This window comes from Methylococcus sp. ANG, assembly GCF_040730495.1.
GTDB lineage: Bacteria > Pseudomonadota > Gammaproteobacteria > Methylococcales > Methylococcaceae > Methylococcus.
The window spans coordinates 2,041,015-2,057,102 of sequence record NZ_CP160399.1 but is presented as its reverse complement, the minus strand read 5'-3'; the positions used below and the strand labels follow the sequence as shown (position 1 = coordinate 2,057,102).

Below are 16,088 nucleotides of genomic sequence, written 5' to 3'. Positions count from 1 at the left end.
CGAGAGACCATGTCCGGAAACACCATCGGCAAGCTGTTCACCGTCACGACTTTCGGGGAGAGCCACGGTCCCGCGCTCGGCTGCGTCGTCGACGGCTGCCCGCCGGGACTCGCGCTGTCCGAGGCCGATCTGCAGCGCGACCTGGACCGCCGCCGGCCGGGTCAGTCCCGTCATACCACCCAGCGGCGCGAGTCCGACACGGTCAAGATCCTGTCCGGGGTGTTCGAGGGGCTTACCACCGGTACGCCGATCGGCCTCCTGATCGAGAACGAGGACCAGCGCTCCAAGGATTACGCCAGCATCGCCGACCGCTTCCGCCCCGGCCATGCCGACTACACCTACCAGATGAAATACGGCTTTCGCGACTACCGCGGCGGCGGCCGCTCCTCGGCGCGCGAAACCGCGATGCGGGTGGCGGCGGGAGGCATCGCCAAGAAATACCTGCGCGAGCGTTTGGGTGTCGAGATCCGCGGCTACCTGGCCCAGCTCGGGCCGATCCGGCTCGAGCCGGTCGACTGGAATGCCATCGACGACAACCCCTTCTTCTGTCCCGATCCCGCCAAGGTGCCCGAACTGGAAGCCTACATGGACGCCTTGCGCAAGGAAGGCGACTCGATCGGCGCACGGGTCAACGTGGTGGCCAAGGGCGTGCCGCCCGGTCTGGGCGAACCGATCTTCGACCGGCTCGACGCCGAACTGGCGTATGCGCTGATGAGCATCAACGCCGTCAAGGGCGTGGAAATCGGCGCCGGCTTCGCCTGTGTCGAAGCCAAGGGGTCGGTGTTCCGCGACGAGATGAGCCCCGACGGCTTCCTGGGCAATTCCGCAGGCGGGATTCTGGGCGGGATATCCAGCGGCCAGGACATCGTCGCCAGCATCGCCTTGAAGCCCACCTCCAGCCTTCGCATCCCCGGCCGTTCGGTGAACATCCGCGGCGAATCGGTGGAAGTCGTGACCACCGGCCGCCATGACCCTTGCGTCGGCATACGCGCCACGCCGATCGCCGAGGCGATGATGGCCATCGTGCTGATGGACCACTATCTGCGCCACAGGGGCCAGAACCAGGACGTCGTGCGCACGCTCGACCCCATCCCGCCCAGCGCGTTTTAGTCCGCCGCGTCCGCCCATGCCCGGCCCAGTGCCGTACTGGCGGCTTTCCGGCCTGTACCTCTGGTATTTCGCGGCATTGGGCATCTTTCTGCCGTACTGGCCGCTTTATCTCCAGTCGCGGGGGCTCGGCCCGCAGGACATCGGCATCGTCATGGCCGTCATGGCGGGCACCCGCATCGTGGCGCCCAACTGCTGGGGCTGGCTGGCCGATCATACCGGCCGCGACCTGTTCCTCATCCGCCTGGCCTGTCTGCTTGCGTTTCTCGGCTTTGCCCTGATCTTCGTGCTCCCCGGCTATTGGGGGCTGCTCGCCGCGGTGGGGCTGTCCGGTTTCTTCTGGAACGCCTTCCTGCCCACCCTGGAGTCGCTGAACCTGGCCTTGCTGAAGGGCGATGCCAGGGGCTACAGCCGGATCCGGCTGTGGGGTTCGGTCGGTTTCATCCTGGGCGTGCTCGCCGTGGGCGCGGCGCTCGAAGCGCGGCTCGCGATCGGATGCCTGCCGCAGGTGCTGGCCTCGCTGTTCGCGATGATGTGGCTGTCCAGCCTCGCCATTCCGGGCGGCGCGCGGGTGGTTCACGCGCCCGCCCAAGACACCTTGTGGCGGGTCGTCAAGCGGCCCGAGGTCATCGGCCTGCTGCTCACCTGTCTGCTGATCCAGATGGCCCACGGGCCGTATTACAGCTTCTATTCGGTGCATCTGGAGAACCACGGCTTCGACCGTTCCCGGACCGGCCAGCTCTGGGCCTTGGGTGTGGTGTCGGAGATCGTCCTGTTTCTGGTCCTGCCGGCGATCCAGGCCCGCGTCTCGCTGCGCGCCATCCTGCTCGCAAGCATCGCCTTGACGGTCCTGCGCTGGCTGCTGATCGGCCGCTACGCCGAATGGCTGGGAGTCCTGGTTTTCGCCCAGCTGCTGCATGCCGCCAGCTTCGGCGCGTTTCACGCCGTCTCGATCGCCCTGGTGCACCGCTATTTCCAGGGGCGCAACCGCAATCGCGGCCAGGCGCTTTTCACCAGCCTGAGCTACGGCGCGGGCGGCGCGCTGGGGAGCTTCGCCAGCGGCTACGCCTGGGCCGATTTCGGCGCCGGGCCGGTCTATGCCGGCGCGGCGGCTGTGTCCTTGGTCGCCTTGATCATCGCCTGGCTGCTGGTGGATCGGCGTCGTCCTGTTTTCGGGGCGAAGGCTTGAATGGCTGGACTGGCGCGGGAGCCAGGAAACCAGGCCACAGACGGTTTTCGGTATCCAGATAGGCGAGTTCCAGCGCCCGGAGTTTGTGCAAATCCCGCTGCCGGGTCTTGTCGTTGAGCTTGAGGTAGAGTGCGCCGTACCAGGGCATCAGGCGAAGTTCCGCTAGCGGCAAGGGGCGCCCGTTGTTCAGCAAATGAGTCAGTATCGTGTACTGTCTTGCGTTGAGTTCCTTCAGGTCGAACAGCTGTTTCACCCGGTTTTCGAACAGTAGCATGGTGATCAGGCGATTGACCCGGTCGTGCAGCCCATTGATGACTATGCGCATGCCTTCGAGGTGAAAATCGATGAACGGCATGTTCGGGGCCGCCTGGCGTTTTTCGGCCGATTTACGGCAGATGTTGAACAAGGCGAAATAAGTATCGATGTGTTCGTGGTAGTAGCGCGCCATGGCGAACGGCGCATAACGGTAGCCGGCCGCTTGGAGCAAGGTGGCTTCGAGGACGCGGCCGACCCGGCCGTTGCCATCCCAGAAAGGGTGAATCCATTCGAAATAAAGATGGACTAAAGGGGCGCGTATCAGTGCGGGAATTCCGGATTCCTCCATCTGCCGGTGCCAGTCGACCAAGGTTTGCATGAGCAGCCGGATATCGGCACCGGATTGTGGCGGTTTGTAAATGCCGCCATGAGCGGCGTCGCCTACCCGCGTGACGATTTCCTTGGCATTGTCGCGGAACTGGCCGGGAAGGTTGTAGGGGTGGGGAAGGTCTCCGGTGATCGCTGCGTGCACTTCGCGGATGAAATCCAGGCCGATGTGCCAGCCCTCGGTACTGGCGGCCGTGCGTGCCAGATCGTAGGCGGACTTGATGTTGACGGCGCGACGCTGCTCGGTTTCACGGATTTGCCCGGGGGCCAGGGCCAAGGCTGCTCCGGTCTCTTCCTCGCTCAGCATGCCGCCTTCGATGCTGTTGGTGCCGAATATGCTGCTGACCACCACTTCCCGTTCGAGCTGGTTGGCTACTTGAGCCAGCGGCGAGGCGTCGAATCGTTGATGTGCGTCCTCCACCCGGACCAAGGCGACTTCGATCTGAGCGGGGTCGAACCCTAAGCAAAAGGTGAAAGGGCCGAAGCGCTGGGTTTCGACCCGCACGGTGCAATGTTCAAAGCCGGATTTGTCCCTTGGAATGTCCATCCGAAAACGGATACATGACCATGAATTCAAAAGAGAAATTCATAGTAACAGCAAAATAATGTCCGGCAAAATGTCCGCTTCGTCGTCGGCTGTACGCGTGGGCGTGAGATGAGCCCATTCGTAGGCGAGCTGGCCGTCCGTGGCCGTCATTAGGGTCGGCATCGGGCAGGGGGCGATCTTGCCCGCGTCGAAGCGGTAGCCCCGGCGCTCGCCTTCTGCGTGGACGGCCCGCAGATAGTGCGTGATCGCCGCTTCGGGGGCGGGCGTCTCCCGGAACCGGGTCAACTGGGGGTGACGGGTATAGCCGCGCGTCAGCCCCTTCAGCACGGCTTGCGCCAGCAGCGCTTCGCGCCAGAGCGCGACCAGGCCCTTGGCGTCCAGGTAGCGGGGATGCAGGGTCCACAGTCGCATGGCCGGACTCGTCTCACTCCCGCTGCAGCCGCAGGGCGTTCAGCACCACGCCGACCGAACTCGCCGCCATCGCCGCGGAGGCGGCCATCGGATGCAGCTTGCCGAAGGCGGCCAGCGGGATGGCGACGAGGTTGTAGCCGAAGGCCCAGGACAGGTTCTGGCGGATCACCCGCAGCGTGCGGCCGCTCAGTTCCATGGCCTCCGCCGCCTTGGAAATGTCGCCGGTGAGCAGGGTCAGATCGGCGCTCTGTTTGGCGATGTCGGTGCCGCCGCCGATCGCCAGCCCGACGTCGGCCGCGGCGAGGGCCGGGGCGTCGTTGATGCCGTCGCCGATCATGCCGACCCGCTCGCCGCGGTTTTGCAAGTGGCGGACGATTTCCAGCTTGCGCCCGGGGCGTGCCCCGGCCTCGATTTGGTCGATGCCCACCAAGGCGCCGATATACTCGGCGGCGGTCGCGACGTCGCCCGTCACCATGAGCGTCCGTACTCCCCGCCGGTGCAGGCGGGTGACGGCTGCGGCGGCATCGGGCCGGGGGCGGTCGGCAACGCCGAGCACGGCGGCGGCGTGCCCGTCCAGCGCGACGAACACCGGCGTCTTGCCCTGCTTGCCCAGCTTCCGCGCCGCCTCGCCCAGCTTCCTGCCGCTCTTGATCTTGTGCTTATCGAGCCAACGCTGATTGCCGATCAGTACTTCGTGGCCCTCGACGATGGCGGCGATCCCCAAACCGGGTTCGACCCGGAACTCGGCCGGTTCGGGCCAAGCCATGCCCAGGGAACCGGCGTGGGCGAGGACGGCCTTGCCGATGAAGTGCTCGGAATGCGACCCCGCACCGGCGGCCAGCCGCAGCAGTCCCGCATCGTCCAGATCCGAGACGTTGGCGATGTCGGTGATCCGAGGCCTGCCCTCGGTGAGGGTGCCGGTCTTGTCGAACACGATGACGCTGAGACCGGATGCGGTTTCCAGGCTCTCCGCGTTGCGGATGAAGATGCCGCGCCGCGCCGCCTGCCCGGTGCCGACCATCACGGCGGCCGGCGTCGCCAGCCCCAGGGCGCAAGGGCAGGCCACCAGCAGCACGGTGATGGCATGGATGAGCGCGGTGCCGAATCCCGCACCTGCCGCCATCCAGCCGAAGAAGGTGGCGCCGGACACCGCCATCACCGCGGGTACGAAGAAGGCCGACAGCCGGTTGACCGTGCGCTGAACCGGCAGCCGGCTGGTCTGGGCTTGTTCCAGTGTGCGCAGGATGCCCGACAGGACGGTGTCCGCGCCGACCGCGCCGACCCGGATCTGCAAGGCCCCGTTGCCGTTGATGCAGCCGCCGGTGACCCTGTGGCCGGTCTCCTTGACCACCGGCAGGCTCTCGCCCGTCACCATCGATTCGTCCACCGCCGACAGCCCGTGGACGACTTCGCCGTCGGCGGGGATGCGCTCGCCGGGCCTCACCAGCACCAGATCGCCGATCCGGACGTCCTCGATGGGGAGGCTCACCGGCCGTTCGGTCCGCAACACCGTCGCCGTCTGCGGCTGCAGTTCGACCAGTTGGCGGATCGCCTGGTGCGCCTGGCCGCGCGCCTTCTCTTCCAGGTAGCGGCCCATCAGCACGAAGGAGATGACGCCCGCCGCCGCCTCGAAGTAATAGCCGCCACGTCCGGTCGCCAGGGAGAAAAAGCTGTAGGCGTAGGCCGAACCGACGCCGGCGGCGACCTGAGAGTTCGTCCCCATTGCGCTTATCGCCTGAGGTATGATCCTCGCCGATTTTTGAGTAGCTACAGGTTTGCAATGCCTCAGCGTTTGTAGCGTGTCGGTACTGGCGGAGCGGCGTTTGGCCAACTGCCAGGCCTTGTCGAAGAACTCCCGTCCGCCGCCCAGCAGCACCGGCGCCGACACCGCCAGCTGCACCCAGCCCATCAGCCGGGAACGCGGCGCGAACAGGCCGATCAGGAAAGTCGGCACGCTGAACACCAGCGACCAGAAACAGTGCTGCCGGGCTTTGCCGATGCGGGCTTTCTCCCGCGCCAGCAAAGCCCGGCGCTGCGCCATGCTGTCCATCGGCTGAGGCTGGTAGCCCAGCCGCCGCAAGGTCCCGTACAACTCGTCCCGGTCCATCGACGTCAGCACCTGGGCGGTTTCCGTCGCGAAATTCACGCTGGCCGAAGCCACCCGCGGATCGCGCCGCAGCAGCATCTCGATCAGCAGCGCGCAGGACACGCAAGTCATCCCTTCGACCGCGACATGGAACTCATGCAGCGGCAGCTCGGGATTCGTCTCGTGTCTGACAGTGGGAGGAAGCGTCGGCGACGGCCCCAGATTGCCCAGCACCTTGCCGAAAAAGGCCTGGAGATCGGCCGCCGTTACCGCCGAAGGATCGAAATGCACCGTTACCGAACCCAGCGCCGGCACCACCCGGACCCGCCTCACCGCAGGGTGCTTCCGCAGCAGCACGCCGAAGATCTGGGTCCGCTCGACTTGCTTACGCAGGGTGGGGACCATGAGGCGCAGGCGGGAGCGGGTCTGGTGGGCGACCTGGAAGCGTTCGAGCGTGTTCGATTCGGCGGCCATGCCTGAAGGGCCTCGGGTTAGTAGAGACGGGCCATTATAGGCGTAGGCATCAGGTCGGCTAGAGGGGAATATCAGGGATCTGAGAACCTGTCTTGAAAAACAAAACGTAGTAAAGTCAATGGTCCCTGGACCTGACGAGCGAAGCCATTGAGTTATCCGAGTGATTTGAAAGAGCACGAATGGGCGCGGATAGAGCGCTACTTTCAGCCCAATGATCGGCGAGGCAGCGGGTGTAAGCATTCGCGAAAACGCATCGTCGATGCCATTCTGTACTTGGTGAAAACGGGTGCCCAGTGGCGGCAGTTGCCCAACGACTTTCCTCCGTGGAAAACGGTGTACGACCATTTCAGCCGCTGGAACAAAAACGGCGTTTGGGAACGCGCGCTGGACGACTTGAATCGGCAACGGCGAAAAAAAACGGCAGAGCGCCCTGTCCCCGCTACGGCATCATTGATTCGCAAAGCGTCAAAACCCAGTACGACAGCGAAGAGCGTGGCATCGACGGCGGCAAAAAAGTGAAAGGCCGCAAACGCCATATCGTGGTCGATGTCTTGGGCAATCTGTTGCACGTCCAGGTTCATGCCGCCAACCTTCACGATACGGTGGGGGCTTGCGAGGTGCTGCGTCGAGCCGCGGAAAAGCATCCCGGTCTACAGGCCTTTTCCGGCGACGCCGGGTATCGCGGCACCGCCGTTCGGTTTGTCGACGAGACCTTGGGGTTGACGCTGCATATTTCCGAGAAGATCAAAGATGGCTTCGCAGTCCTGCCCAAGCGCTGGGTGGTCGAGCGCACCTTCGCTTGGCTCGGGTCGTTCCGCCGACTCGCCAAGGATGTCGAAATCCTCACCGCCACTGCCGAAAACATGATTCGCATCGCCATGCTCAAGCTGACTCTTGCTAAATGTGCTTAAACTTTTACCAGACAGGTTCCCGGAAGCGATTGTCATGGTGGGGTCTGCGTGCCGCCGGTTTGTTACTTCTGCTGATTGGATAGAGGGGATTCTTGACTAACCTCGATCGCATCGAGTCCGTTACACATGCCGATCTGATAGATGCCCAACTCGTTCGCGCGGGATGGTCCAAGCACCGCAAGATGCTTCTCGAAGAGGTCATGTTGCAGGCCGCGGAACCCGAGGGTGCCTACGGTCAGTATCAGTTTGCCGATTATGTTCTGCTGGGCTCGGACGGCAAGCCGCTTGCTGTCGTTGAGGCCAAGCGCTCATCCCGTGATGAACTCTCCGGCAAACGCCAGGCTGGCGCCAGACATCAGCCACGTTATACCCAAGCCGAGATCGTCTCCCATATCAAAACAGAACAAGCCGTTCTGTCGCCCACCAGACCGCATTATGAAGTGCATCGAACCGTGTTCGATGCCTTACTGGATAAGGCCCGGCTGGATGCCTGGCAAACCGAATTGGGATTGGTGACATGAGTTCTTCTGGTCCGGGCATGAAGCAACCGCCCACCTGCTGGAACATCGCCGGGCCGAATGGTGCGGGGAAAACCACCTTCGCGCTGGAGTATCTGCCTCGGGTTGCGCATTGCCGGCATTTCATCAATGCCGATCTGATCGCCGCCGGCCTGTCGCCGTTGGCGCCCGAACTTCAGCTGCTCGCCGCCAGCCGCTTGTTCCTGGGTGAAATTGAAGCTTGTATCCTGAATCCGTGTTCCCCTCGGCTTACACCTTCCCATCGGGCCTGAACGCATGAATTTCGAGCGCTCTCCCTTGGGATTTGCCCTCGCTACCGGCGATCCGGGGAACGTTCGACCGGGGTTTCGGGGCCAATCTGCTTGGCGTGCGCTTATCGTCAGCTCATTTTCCGCTCCCTGCGCGAGACTGTCCCTTCCGGGGTTCCGGAATCAGGGATTCGAGGCGTGCGGCAGGCATTTCCCGTCATCCGGACGCCGCCGCCCACAGCCGATTCTGAAGCATCACGAACACGGCTACGTTTGCCGCCACGCCACGGCCGAAATCGAGGATCAGCCGGCGGGCATGGGCGACGAACTTCGCCGCCCGGTACATGATCTCCTGCAGCACGGTCCGGATGCGGCGGCGCTTGGCCGGATGACGGATCGGCGCAATCTCGCCAGTCAGGCCGATCTGTCCCAAGAGACGCAGGCAGTTGTAGGCGAAGGCCGCCAGATGCAGGATCACGTCGTGGGTGTCGAACTTGCCCGAGGGCAGCCGTTCCAGGTCGAGGTCGGTCTTGACAAGCCCGAAGGGCGCAGGACGCCACGCAGTGGCGGTCCTGAGCGAAGCGAAGGATTCGGCGGAGCCGAACAACTCGGAGTGGAACTGCTCATGCATGCCGTGGTGCTGGTAGAGTTCGATCACTTCCTCGGCGGAACAGGAGAGCGTCGTCCACCAGCCTTCCAGTTCGACCTCCGGGGCCAGCAGGTGTTGGCCCTTCTTGTCGATGGTGCGCTCGACGACCCTGGCGACCAGGCGGAAGGAGCGCTTCTCCTTGTGCCAGGCGCGCTCGATGTCCAGCGACAGGAGGGCCTCGCGCTTACCGGGGCGAGTCTCGGCAAAGGCGCCCGCGTCCTCGGCGCGCGCCACCCAGGCCGCCTTGTCCTGCTTGCGGGGGTTCCACTTGCAGATGAAGTCGAGGCTTCGCCCCAGCGCGGCTTGCCGGTCTCGCTCCGCGGCCTTGGCGAACAGGAGCTGTGCGCCGTCGAAACCGCTGTCCTCGCGCAGCAGCACGGGCTGATCCGGTTTGACCAGGCGTTCGATGCGCGGAAACAGCCGCTCGTAGAAGTAGTGCGTCTCGAACGCCGAGTGGCGGGACCCTGGCCTCAGTTCCAGCCCGGTGTTCCAGCCTTCGTTGCCGAGATAGGCGGCAATCGGCGTGTAACCGTCGAAGCCCTGATAGGTGCGCGACACCGCTTCCTTCTTCGTGCCACTATTGTCCATGGCGAAGGTATCAATGTCGCAGCAGACATAGCCCTTGTGCGGCGTGATCGGCGCCTCGGCTCGCTCCAGCAGCCTCAGGGAAAGCTCATCGGCCAGATCGCGGATGGCTTCCGCCTTGGCATTCAGACGCTGGCGCAGCCACACGGCTCCGGGCACCTTCGTCAGCCCCAGCGACTCCTTGAAGAAGCGGTCCTCCCGAAACGGCTCGATGGCTTCGAAGTCGCTCTTGCCCAGACTCAACAACCCGACCACGCTCTTGACGATGTCCGAGGTGCGCATGCCTTGCGACACCGGAATCTTCGGATCAATGACCGCCTCCACCTGCGCCGCCTGGCAGCACTGGCCAATCAGCGCCAGGCCGGAATACGAGGTCAGTTGCAGCTTGCTGGATTGCTTGACTTCAAAGCGCGGCATGATCAAATGGGTGACATCGAAAATGGGCTAATTATACAATGGATTCAATATGTTATGAATTATTTAGAGGGTGGGAGCACGGATTCAGGTTGTATTTCTGCAGGACAGAGCTTCGCTTTCGAAACGACCTTGGCAGGGCGCAGTTACGTGAAATTGATTCGGCGTTTGCAGGCAGAGGGTTGGCAGGTGGAGTTGATTTATTTGGCACTTCCAAGCGCCGAAACATCGCGGCTGCGGGTGGCCGAGCGAGTCGCCCACGGCGGGCATGACATTCCGGTGGCCGACATAACACGCCGTTTTCCTCGCAGCCTGCACAATCTCCTGCACCTGTTCTCTCCGTTGGCGAATCAGGCGCTCTGTTTTATGAACAGCGGCAAACAGCCCGAACTGGTTTTCAGACGATGCGGAGCCCTGCGCCAAGTGTTTATCCCGGAATATTTCGAATTGCTTCAACGCGAGGCTCAGCCATGACGGATCAACCATCACCGACAATCGACCCGAAGACCCAGGCAACTCTCGACTGTTTGCGCCGTGCGGTCGAAAAGGCGCTGGAACGCAAACGCCGTCTCGGTCAGTACGCCATCGTTTGGTCCGATAACGGTCCGATGGCGGTAGGCGAAGACGCTCCACCGCATCTGAAAGCTTGTGGAGACGACCAGGATTGCCCGACCGCTTGACACCAATCCGTCCACGGCTATCATTTGGCACTCGCTTCAAGGGAGTGCTAACAGCCGTGTCGGGAGCGCCCTTGGAATTTCAGCCGATTTCATCAGGAATTCAGGAGATTACCGTGAAAATTCGTCCTTTGCATGACCGTGTCATCGTTAAACGTCTGGAAGAGGAACGCACCAGCGCAGGCGGAATCGTGATTCCCGACAGCGCTGCGGAGAAGCCCATGCGCGGCGAAGTCCTGGCCGTCGGCAACGGCAAGGTGCTCGACAACGGCGAGGTGCGCGCACTGCAGGTCAAGGTGGGTGACAAGGTCCTGTTCGGCAAGTACGCCGGCACCGAGGTCAAGGTCGACGGAGAAGATGTGGTGGTGATGCGTGAGGACGACATCCTGGCCGTTCTCGAGAGCTGATCTTTAGCTCCGCTCGCAGATTCCCAAGCCCTTATCAATCATCAATATCGCAGGTAAATCCAAATGGCAGCTAAAGAAGTCAAGTTCAGCGACGACGCACGCGCCCGCATGCTGCGGGGCGTCAACATCCTGGCGCACGCGGTGAAAGTCACCCTGGGTCCGAAGGGCCGCAACGTGGTGCTGGAAAAGAGCTTCGGCGCTCCCACCGTGACCAAGGACGGCGTGTCCGTGGCGAAGGAAATCGAGCTGTCCGACAAGTTCGAGAACATGGGCGCCCAGATGGTGAAAGAAGTCGCTTCGCAGACTTCCGACGTGGCCGGCGACGGCACCACCACCGCCACCGTGCTGGCGCAGTCGATCCTGACCGAGGGCCTGAAGGCCGTCGCCGCCGGCATGAATCCGATGGACCTGAAGCGCGGCATCGACAAGGCCGTCGCCACCGCGGTCGAGGAAATCCACGCCATGTCCGTGCCCTGCACCGACAGCAACGCGATCGCCCAGGTCGGCACCATTTCCGCCAACTCCGACGAATCCATCGGCAGCATCATCGCCGAGGCGATGGACAAGGTGGGCAAGGAAGGCGTCATCACCGTCGAGGACGGCTCGGGCCTGGAAAACCAGCTCGACATCGTCGAGGGCATGCAGTTCGACCGTGGCTACCTGTCCCCCTATTTCATCAACAACCAGCAGAGCATGAGCGCCGAGCTGGAGAACCCGTTCATTCTCATCAACGAGAAGAAGGTCTCCAACATCCGCGAACTGCTGCCGGTGCTGGAAGGTGTGGCGAAGGCCGGCCGTCCGCTCCTGATCATCGCCGAGGACGTCGAGGGCGAAGCCCTGGCCACCCTGGTGGTCAACAACATGCGCGGCATCCTGAAGGTCGCGGCGGTGAAGGCACCGGGCTTCGGCGACCGCCGCAAGGCCATGCTGGAAGACATCGCCGTGCTGACCGGCGGCACCGTCATCTCCGAAGACATCGGCCTGAGCCTGGAAAAGGCGACCCTGGCGGATCTGGGTACCGCGAAGAAGGTCCAGATCACCAAGGAAAACACCACCATCATCGACGGCGCGGGTTCCAGCGAGGCCATCCAGGGCCGCGTGGCGCAGATCCGCAAGCAGGTGGAGGACACCACGTCCGACTACGACCGTGAGAAGCTGCAGGAACGTCTGGCCAAGCTGGCCGGCGGCGTCGCGGTCATCAAGGTCGGTGCGGCCACCGAAGTCGAAATGAAGGAAAAGAAGGCACGCGTGGAAGATGCGCTGCACGCCACCCGCGCGGCGGTCGAAGAGGGCATCGTTCCGGGCGGCGGCGTAGCCCTGATCCGGGTGCTGGCCAAGCTGGGCGACCTCAAGGGCGCCAACCACGATCAGGACGTCGGCATCAGCATCGCCCGCCGCGCCATGGAAGAGCCGCTGCGCCAGATCGTCGCCAACGCGGGTGACGAGCCTTCGGTGGTGTTGAACAAGGTCGCGGAAGGTTCCGGCAACTTCGGCTACAATGCCGCGACCGGCGAGTACGGCGACATGGTGGCCATGGGCATTCTCGACCCGGCCAAGGTGACCCGTTCCGCCCTGCAGAACGCGTCTTCCGTCGCTTCCCTGATGATCACGACCGAGGCCATGGTTGCCGAGGAGCCGAAGGAAGAGGCTCCGATGCCGGGCGGCATGGGCGGTATGGGTGGCATGGGCGACATGATGTAAGCCTAAGGCTCGCTATAGCCGTTCCAAGGTCTTGGGAAAGGCCCCACCCGCCAGGGTGGGGCCTTTTCCTTTTTATGGGGCGGCCGATGAGCTTCCGGCCCTGGCGGTTCTGCCTTACTATCACGGCGGGCCGAATTGCCGGGCCGATCTGAACTGCGGGGCAACATGATGGGGCATAATTTCGAAAGGTTCGAGGAGCGCCAGGCGCCTGAGCCGCTACCCCGGTCGCCGTGGCGCGAGTCGCTTTACCAGTACCTGGCGACCATCGCGCTGATCCTGGGGGCCTGGTATCTGGCCTGGCGCTGGACTGCCTCCCTGAACGAGCACGCGCTGTGGTTCTCGGTGCCAGTGGTTCTTGCCGAAAGCTGCGCTTATCTCGCTTGGGCGTTGTTCGCCTACAATTTGTGGCGGACCGCCGATCGGCCCTCGCGGCCGGCGCCTTACTGGATCTCCGAGTGCGTTTCGGATCTCGCCGCGCCCCACCGGCCGCTGGCCGTGGATGTGTGTGTCGCGACCTGCGACGAGGATGCGGCCCTGGTCCGCCAAAGCCTGGAAGATGCGAAAAAGCTGAATTATCCCTATCAGATCGACATAAGGCTGCATCTCTATGATGCGGGCCGCCGCCCCGCCATGAAGCAGCTTGCGGAGTCCCTGGAAGTGGCCTACATCGTGCCGGAGGAGCGGGACGGCCTGGGGACGCACAATCTGCGCCGGATCGTCGAGGAGACACAAGGGGATTTCATCGTGTTCTGCGATGCCGACACCCGGTTGTTTCCCTCCTTTCTGGAACATACCTTGGGGTATTTCCGCGATCCGGACGTGGCCTGGGTGCAGACGCCGCAGTGGTATGACGACATCCCCCAAGGCACCCCGCTGGGCGATGTCCTGGGCCGCCGTTTCGGCCCCACGGGCCTGGCGGTCGGAAAAGCGTGCGAGGCGGCGGCGGGACCGATACGGATCGGCAGGGACCCGTTCGGCAGCGATCCAACCATGTTTTTCGGCGTGATCCAGCGCCGGCGCGACCGCGCCGATGCGGCCTATTCGTGCGGCGCGGGCGCCGTCTACCGCAGCGACGCGCTCGCGGAGGCGGTGGATCTGGCGCGCGCCCGGCGGGTGGGCAAGGAGGTCGGCCGGTTCGCGAAGGGGATCAGCGACCGGGAATGCCGTGCCGATTTCGTCGAATCGGTGACGCGCCAGGCGGCGGCGGATGCCGGCGTGGCGCCGTATCATCTGCGCGAATCCGAACATTTCTACGTGTCCATGGTGCTCCACGGCTGCCGCAACCGGCGCTGGGGTTCCGTGCTGCATCCCCGGATCGAGTCGAAGATGCTCTCGCCGCAGACTTCGCGGGATGCGGTCGCCCGGCGTTTCCGCCGCACCCTGGGGCTCATGGAAATCGCGCTGCGCGACAACCCCGTTTTTTCCCGCGGCCTGAGCCTGTCGCAGCGGCTCCTGTATGCCCAGATCCTTTGGTCCTGCTTCGGCTCCCTGTGGCACTCGGTTTTCCTCTTGGCGCCGATCGTTTTTCTGTACACCGGCATCGCGCCGGTCGCCGCTTATTCCCCGCGGTTTTTCGTCCATCTCCTGCCGTTCCTGCTGGCTGCGGAGCTTGCCATGATGACGGGTACCTGGGGCGTGTCCTGTTTCCGGCAGCGGGCCGCGTCGCTGGCCCTGCTGCCGGTGGATCTGCATGCCTTGTGGTCGGTGCTGCGGGGGCGGCGGTTTCCCACGGTTTCGAGAAGCAACCGGGCGCGCGATTTGTCCCGGCTGGCCGAATTCCGCATCGCGGCCACGGCTTTGACGCTGGGCGGGATGTTTTTCGCCCTGGTACGCCTGGCCTTCGGCAGCCACGCGGACCCGGGCGGCCTCCTCGCCAACGGCCTGTGGGGGCTTTACAACGTCGTTCTGCTGTCGGGCACCGTGAGCCTCTCGGCACGGAACGTTCCCGTCGAACCATCTGACGCGCAAGAGGTCCAGGCATGAGCTTTCCGAGCGCATTACTCGCCGCACGCCAGCATCTCGTGGTGATCCTGGGTCTCCTGACCGCGGCCGCGCTGGTGTCGTGGCTGGAGACGCCTTCCCGCCCCGTGCCGCCGCCGCTTCCCGCCGGGGAAATACCCGCCTCCCGCCACGGCACCTTGTCCGAGGAAGAGACCCGCTGGGCTCGGGCCGCCTGGCGCTATTTCCAGCGCAATTCGCGGGAGGAGACGGGGCTGGCCAATGCGGCCGACGGCCGTTCCGTCACCACGCTGTGGGACACGGGCTCCCATCTGCTCGCCATGATTTCCGCCTATCGCCTCGGCGTCATCGACCGTGCCGAGTTCGACCAGCGGCTGGGCCGGGCCCTGAACGGCCTGGCAAGGATACCCTTGTTCCAGGGCGAACTCCCCAACCGCTTCTATCTCACCGAAACCCTCGGGATGGCGGATGCCGAAGGTCTGCCCTCGGACCAGGGCGTCGGCTGGTCGGCGGTCGATATCGCCCGGGTGCTGGTGCCGCTGAACGTCATCGTCTGGAACCATCCGGGCCATGCCGCCGAGGCGAGCGCCGTGGTGCGGCGCTGGCGGCTGGACCGGCTGGTGCGGGAAGGCGTGCTGACCGGCGCGGTCGTCGACGCGCAGGGCCGGGCGGAGTATTCGCAGGAAGGCCGGGGGGCTTACGAAACCTATGCGGCGAAGGCTCTCGCGCTGATGGGGGGTGGCGTGCCGGCAACCGCGGCCTCGTACGGCTACGCCAAGGTCCAGGGGGTGCGGGTTCCGGTCGACCAGCGGCCGCCGGAAAAATTTTCCACCCGCAACTACACCGTCGGCGAGCCCTATATTCTCGAAGGGCTGGAATTCGGCTGGGACCGTAGCGGACGGGAGGACGCCTGGCGCATATTCCGCGCCCAGGAAAACCGGTTCAAGGCGACCGGCAAGTTGACGGCGGCCAGTTCCGGTCCCGTCGACGAGGCGCCGTATTTCGTCTACAACGCCGTGTACGCCGGGACCAGGCCGTGGCAGACGCTCACGGCGGACGCCAGGGAGGCTTCGGACTTCCGCTTCTTGAGCGCAGGCGATGCCGTCGGCTGGCATGTCCTGTACGATGCGGGCTATGGCCGGCAACTGGCGGAAAAAGCGGCGGGCCTGTTCGATCCGGAGCAGGGCTGGTATGGCGGCTGGTACGAAGCCAAGGATCGCCCCAACCGCGTGCTGAGCGCCAACACCAATGCCATGGTGCTGGAGGCCTTGCATTACCGGCAGTTTGGCAAGCTGGTGGCGGTTTACCCGCCGGCCGACATCGCCGAATCCGCAGCGCCCGTCCGACCGCCAGCGGGCCAGCCTTCGGCGGACAGCGGCGGGACCACGGCGCGGGCCAAGCCGGCGGCCAAGTCCGGCCCGGCCCACAAGGCCAAGATCGGGACGGCCGGCTCGCGGAAAGGGAAGGGCGGCTCCTCCGCCTCCAAGGCTTCCGGCAGACACGGTTCGAAGGCCCGGAAGACGGAAGCCAAGCCGGCAAAGAAACGTCGCTGACGGCGGCTTC

General features: G+C 64.3%; 14 protein-coding genes and 1 pseudogene. 11 read left to right on the top strand and 4 right to left on the bottom strand.

Annotated elements, in window-relative coordinates; genetic code table 11:
• Positions 1-9 precede the first annotated feature (9 nt).
• Both aroC and ABZN20_RS09855 read left to right on the top strand, forming a co-directional pair.
• Positions 10-1,110 (top strand): chorismate synthase, encoded by a 1,101-nt coding sequence (gene aroC, locus ABZN20_RS09860; protein WP_367027515.1) that lies wholly within the window; start codon positions 10-12, stop codon positions 1,108-1,110.
• A gap of 16 nt (positions 1,111-1,126) precedes the next feature.
• Positions 1,127-2,296 carry an MFS transporter gene (locus ABZN20_RS09855; protein ID WP_218807701.1) on the top strand — a complete coding sequence of 390 codons (1,170 nt, stop codon included), beginning with the start codon at positions 1,127-1,129 and terminating at the stop codon, positions 2,294-2,296.
• Here ABZN20_RS09855 and ABZN20_RS09850 read toward each other — a convergent pair.
• Genes ABZN20_RS09850 through ABZN20_RS09840 form a run of 3 tightly spaced genes read right to left on the bottom strand, consistent with a single transcriptional unit; the run spans position 2,241 to position 6,456 of the window.
• A complete protein-coding gene (locus ABZN20_RS09850; protein WP_367027514.1) occupies positions 2,241-3,485 on the bottom strand; it encodes a Fic family protein in 1,245 nt (414 codons plus the stop codon). The genes ABZN20_RS09855 and ABZN20_RS09850 overlap by 56 nt on opposite strands.
• Before the next feature lie 39 nt (positions 3,486-3,524).
• Complete coding sequence (locus ABZN20_RS09845) at positions 3,525-3,896, bottom strand: pyrimidine dimer DNA glycosylase/endonuclease V (protein ID WP_255556575.1); 372 nt, start codon at positions 3,894-3,896, stop codon at positions 3,525-3,527.
• A gap of 13 nt (positions 3,897-3,909) precedes the next feature.
• Entirely contained in the window at positions 3,910-6,456 is a 2,547-nt protein-coding gene (locus ABZN20_RS09840; RefSeq protein WP_367027513.1) for a heavy metal translocating P-type ATPase, read from the bottom strand.
• Between the two features lie 147 nt (positions 6,457-6,603).
• Between ABZN20_RS09840 and ABZN20_RS09835 the strand changes: the two are divergent.
• The 4 genes and pseudogenes from ABZN20_RS09835 to ABZN20_RS09820 form a co-directional block, all read left to right on the top strand.
• Positions 6,604-6,780 (top strand): annotated as a pseudogene (locus tag ABZN20_RS09835) (transposase); the annotation flags it as partial.
• A complete protein-coding gene (locus ABZN20_RS09830) occupies positions 6,780-7,367 on the top strand; it encodes an IS5 family transposase (protein ID WP_367025145.1) in 588 nt (195 codons plus the stop codon). The pseudogene ABZN20_RS09835 and the gene ABZN20_RS09830, both read left to right, overlap by 1 nt.
• Before the next feature lie 92 nt (positions 7,368-7,459).
• A complete protein-coding gene (locus ABZN20_RS09825; RefSeq protein ID WP_218807698.1) occupies positions 7,460-7,888 on the top strand; it encodes a hypothetical protein in 429 nt (142 codons plus the stop codon).
• Positions 7,885-8,157: a hypothetical protein gene (locus ABZN20_RS09820; protein ID WP_367027512.1), complete on the top strand. Its 273-nt coding sequence runs from the start codon at positions 7,885-7,887 to the stop codon at positions 8,155-8,157. Before ABZN20_RS09825 ends, ABZN20_RS09820 begins: the two co-directional genes overlap by 4 nt.
• Positions 8,158-8,350: 193 nt before the next feature.
• Here ABZN20_RS09820 and ABZN20_RS09815 read toward each other — a convergent pair whose 3' ends face one another.
• Positions 8,351-9,784 (bottom strand): IS1380 family transposase, encoded by a 1,434-nt coding sequence (locus ABZN20_RS09815; protein ID WP_367026175.1) that lies wholly within the window; start codon positions 9,782-9,784, stop codon positions 8,351-8,353.
• Positions 9,785-9,790: 6 nt separating this feature from the next.
• Between ABZN20_RS09815 and ABZN20_RS09810 the strand changes: the two genes are divergently transcribed.
• The 5 genes from ABZN20_RS09810 to ABZN20_RS09790 all read left to right on the top strand — a co-directional run bounded on the left by ABZN20_RS09810 (position 9,791) and on the right by ABZN20_RS09790 (position 16,078).
• Entirely contained in the window at positions 9,791-10,255 is a 465-nt protein-coding gene (locus ABZN20_RS09810; RefSeq protein WP_367027511.1) for a zeta toxin family protein, read from the top strand.
• A 319-nt stretch (positions 10,256-10,574) separates the two neighbouring features.
• A complete protein-coding gene (groES, locus tag ABZN20_RS09805; protein WP_218807695.1) occupies positions 10,575-10,865 on the top strand; it encodes a co-chaperone GroES in 291 nt (96 codons plus the stop codon).
• Between the two features lie 63 nt (positions 10,866-10,928).
• Positions 10,929-12,566 carry a chaperonin GroEL gene (gene groL, locus ABZN20_RS09800; RefSeq protein ID WP_218807694.1) on the top strand — a complete coding sequence of 546 codons (1,638 nt, stop codon included), beginning with the start codon at positions 10,929-10,931 and terminating at the stop codon, positions 12,564-12,566.
• Positions 12,567-12,731: 165 nt separating this feature from the next.
• A complete protein-coding gene (locus ABZN20_RS09795) occupies positions 12,732-14,549 on the top strand; it encodes a glycosyltransferase (protein WP_367027510.1) in 1,818 nt (605 codons plus the stop codon).
• Positions 14,546-16,078: a DUF3131 domain-containing protein gene (locus ABZN20_RS09790; protein ID WP_367027509.1), complete on the top strand. Its 1,533-nt coding sequence runs from the start codon at positions 14,546-14,548 to the stop codon at positions 16,076-16,078. Before ABZN20_RS09795 ends, ABZN20_RS09790 begins: the two co-directional genes overlap by 4 nt.
• Positions 16,079-16,088: the final 10 nt, after the last annotated feature.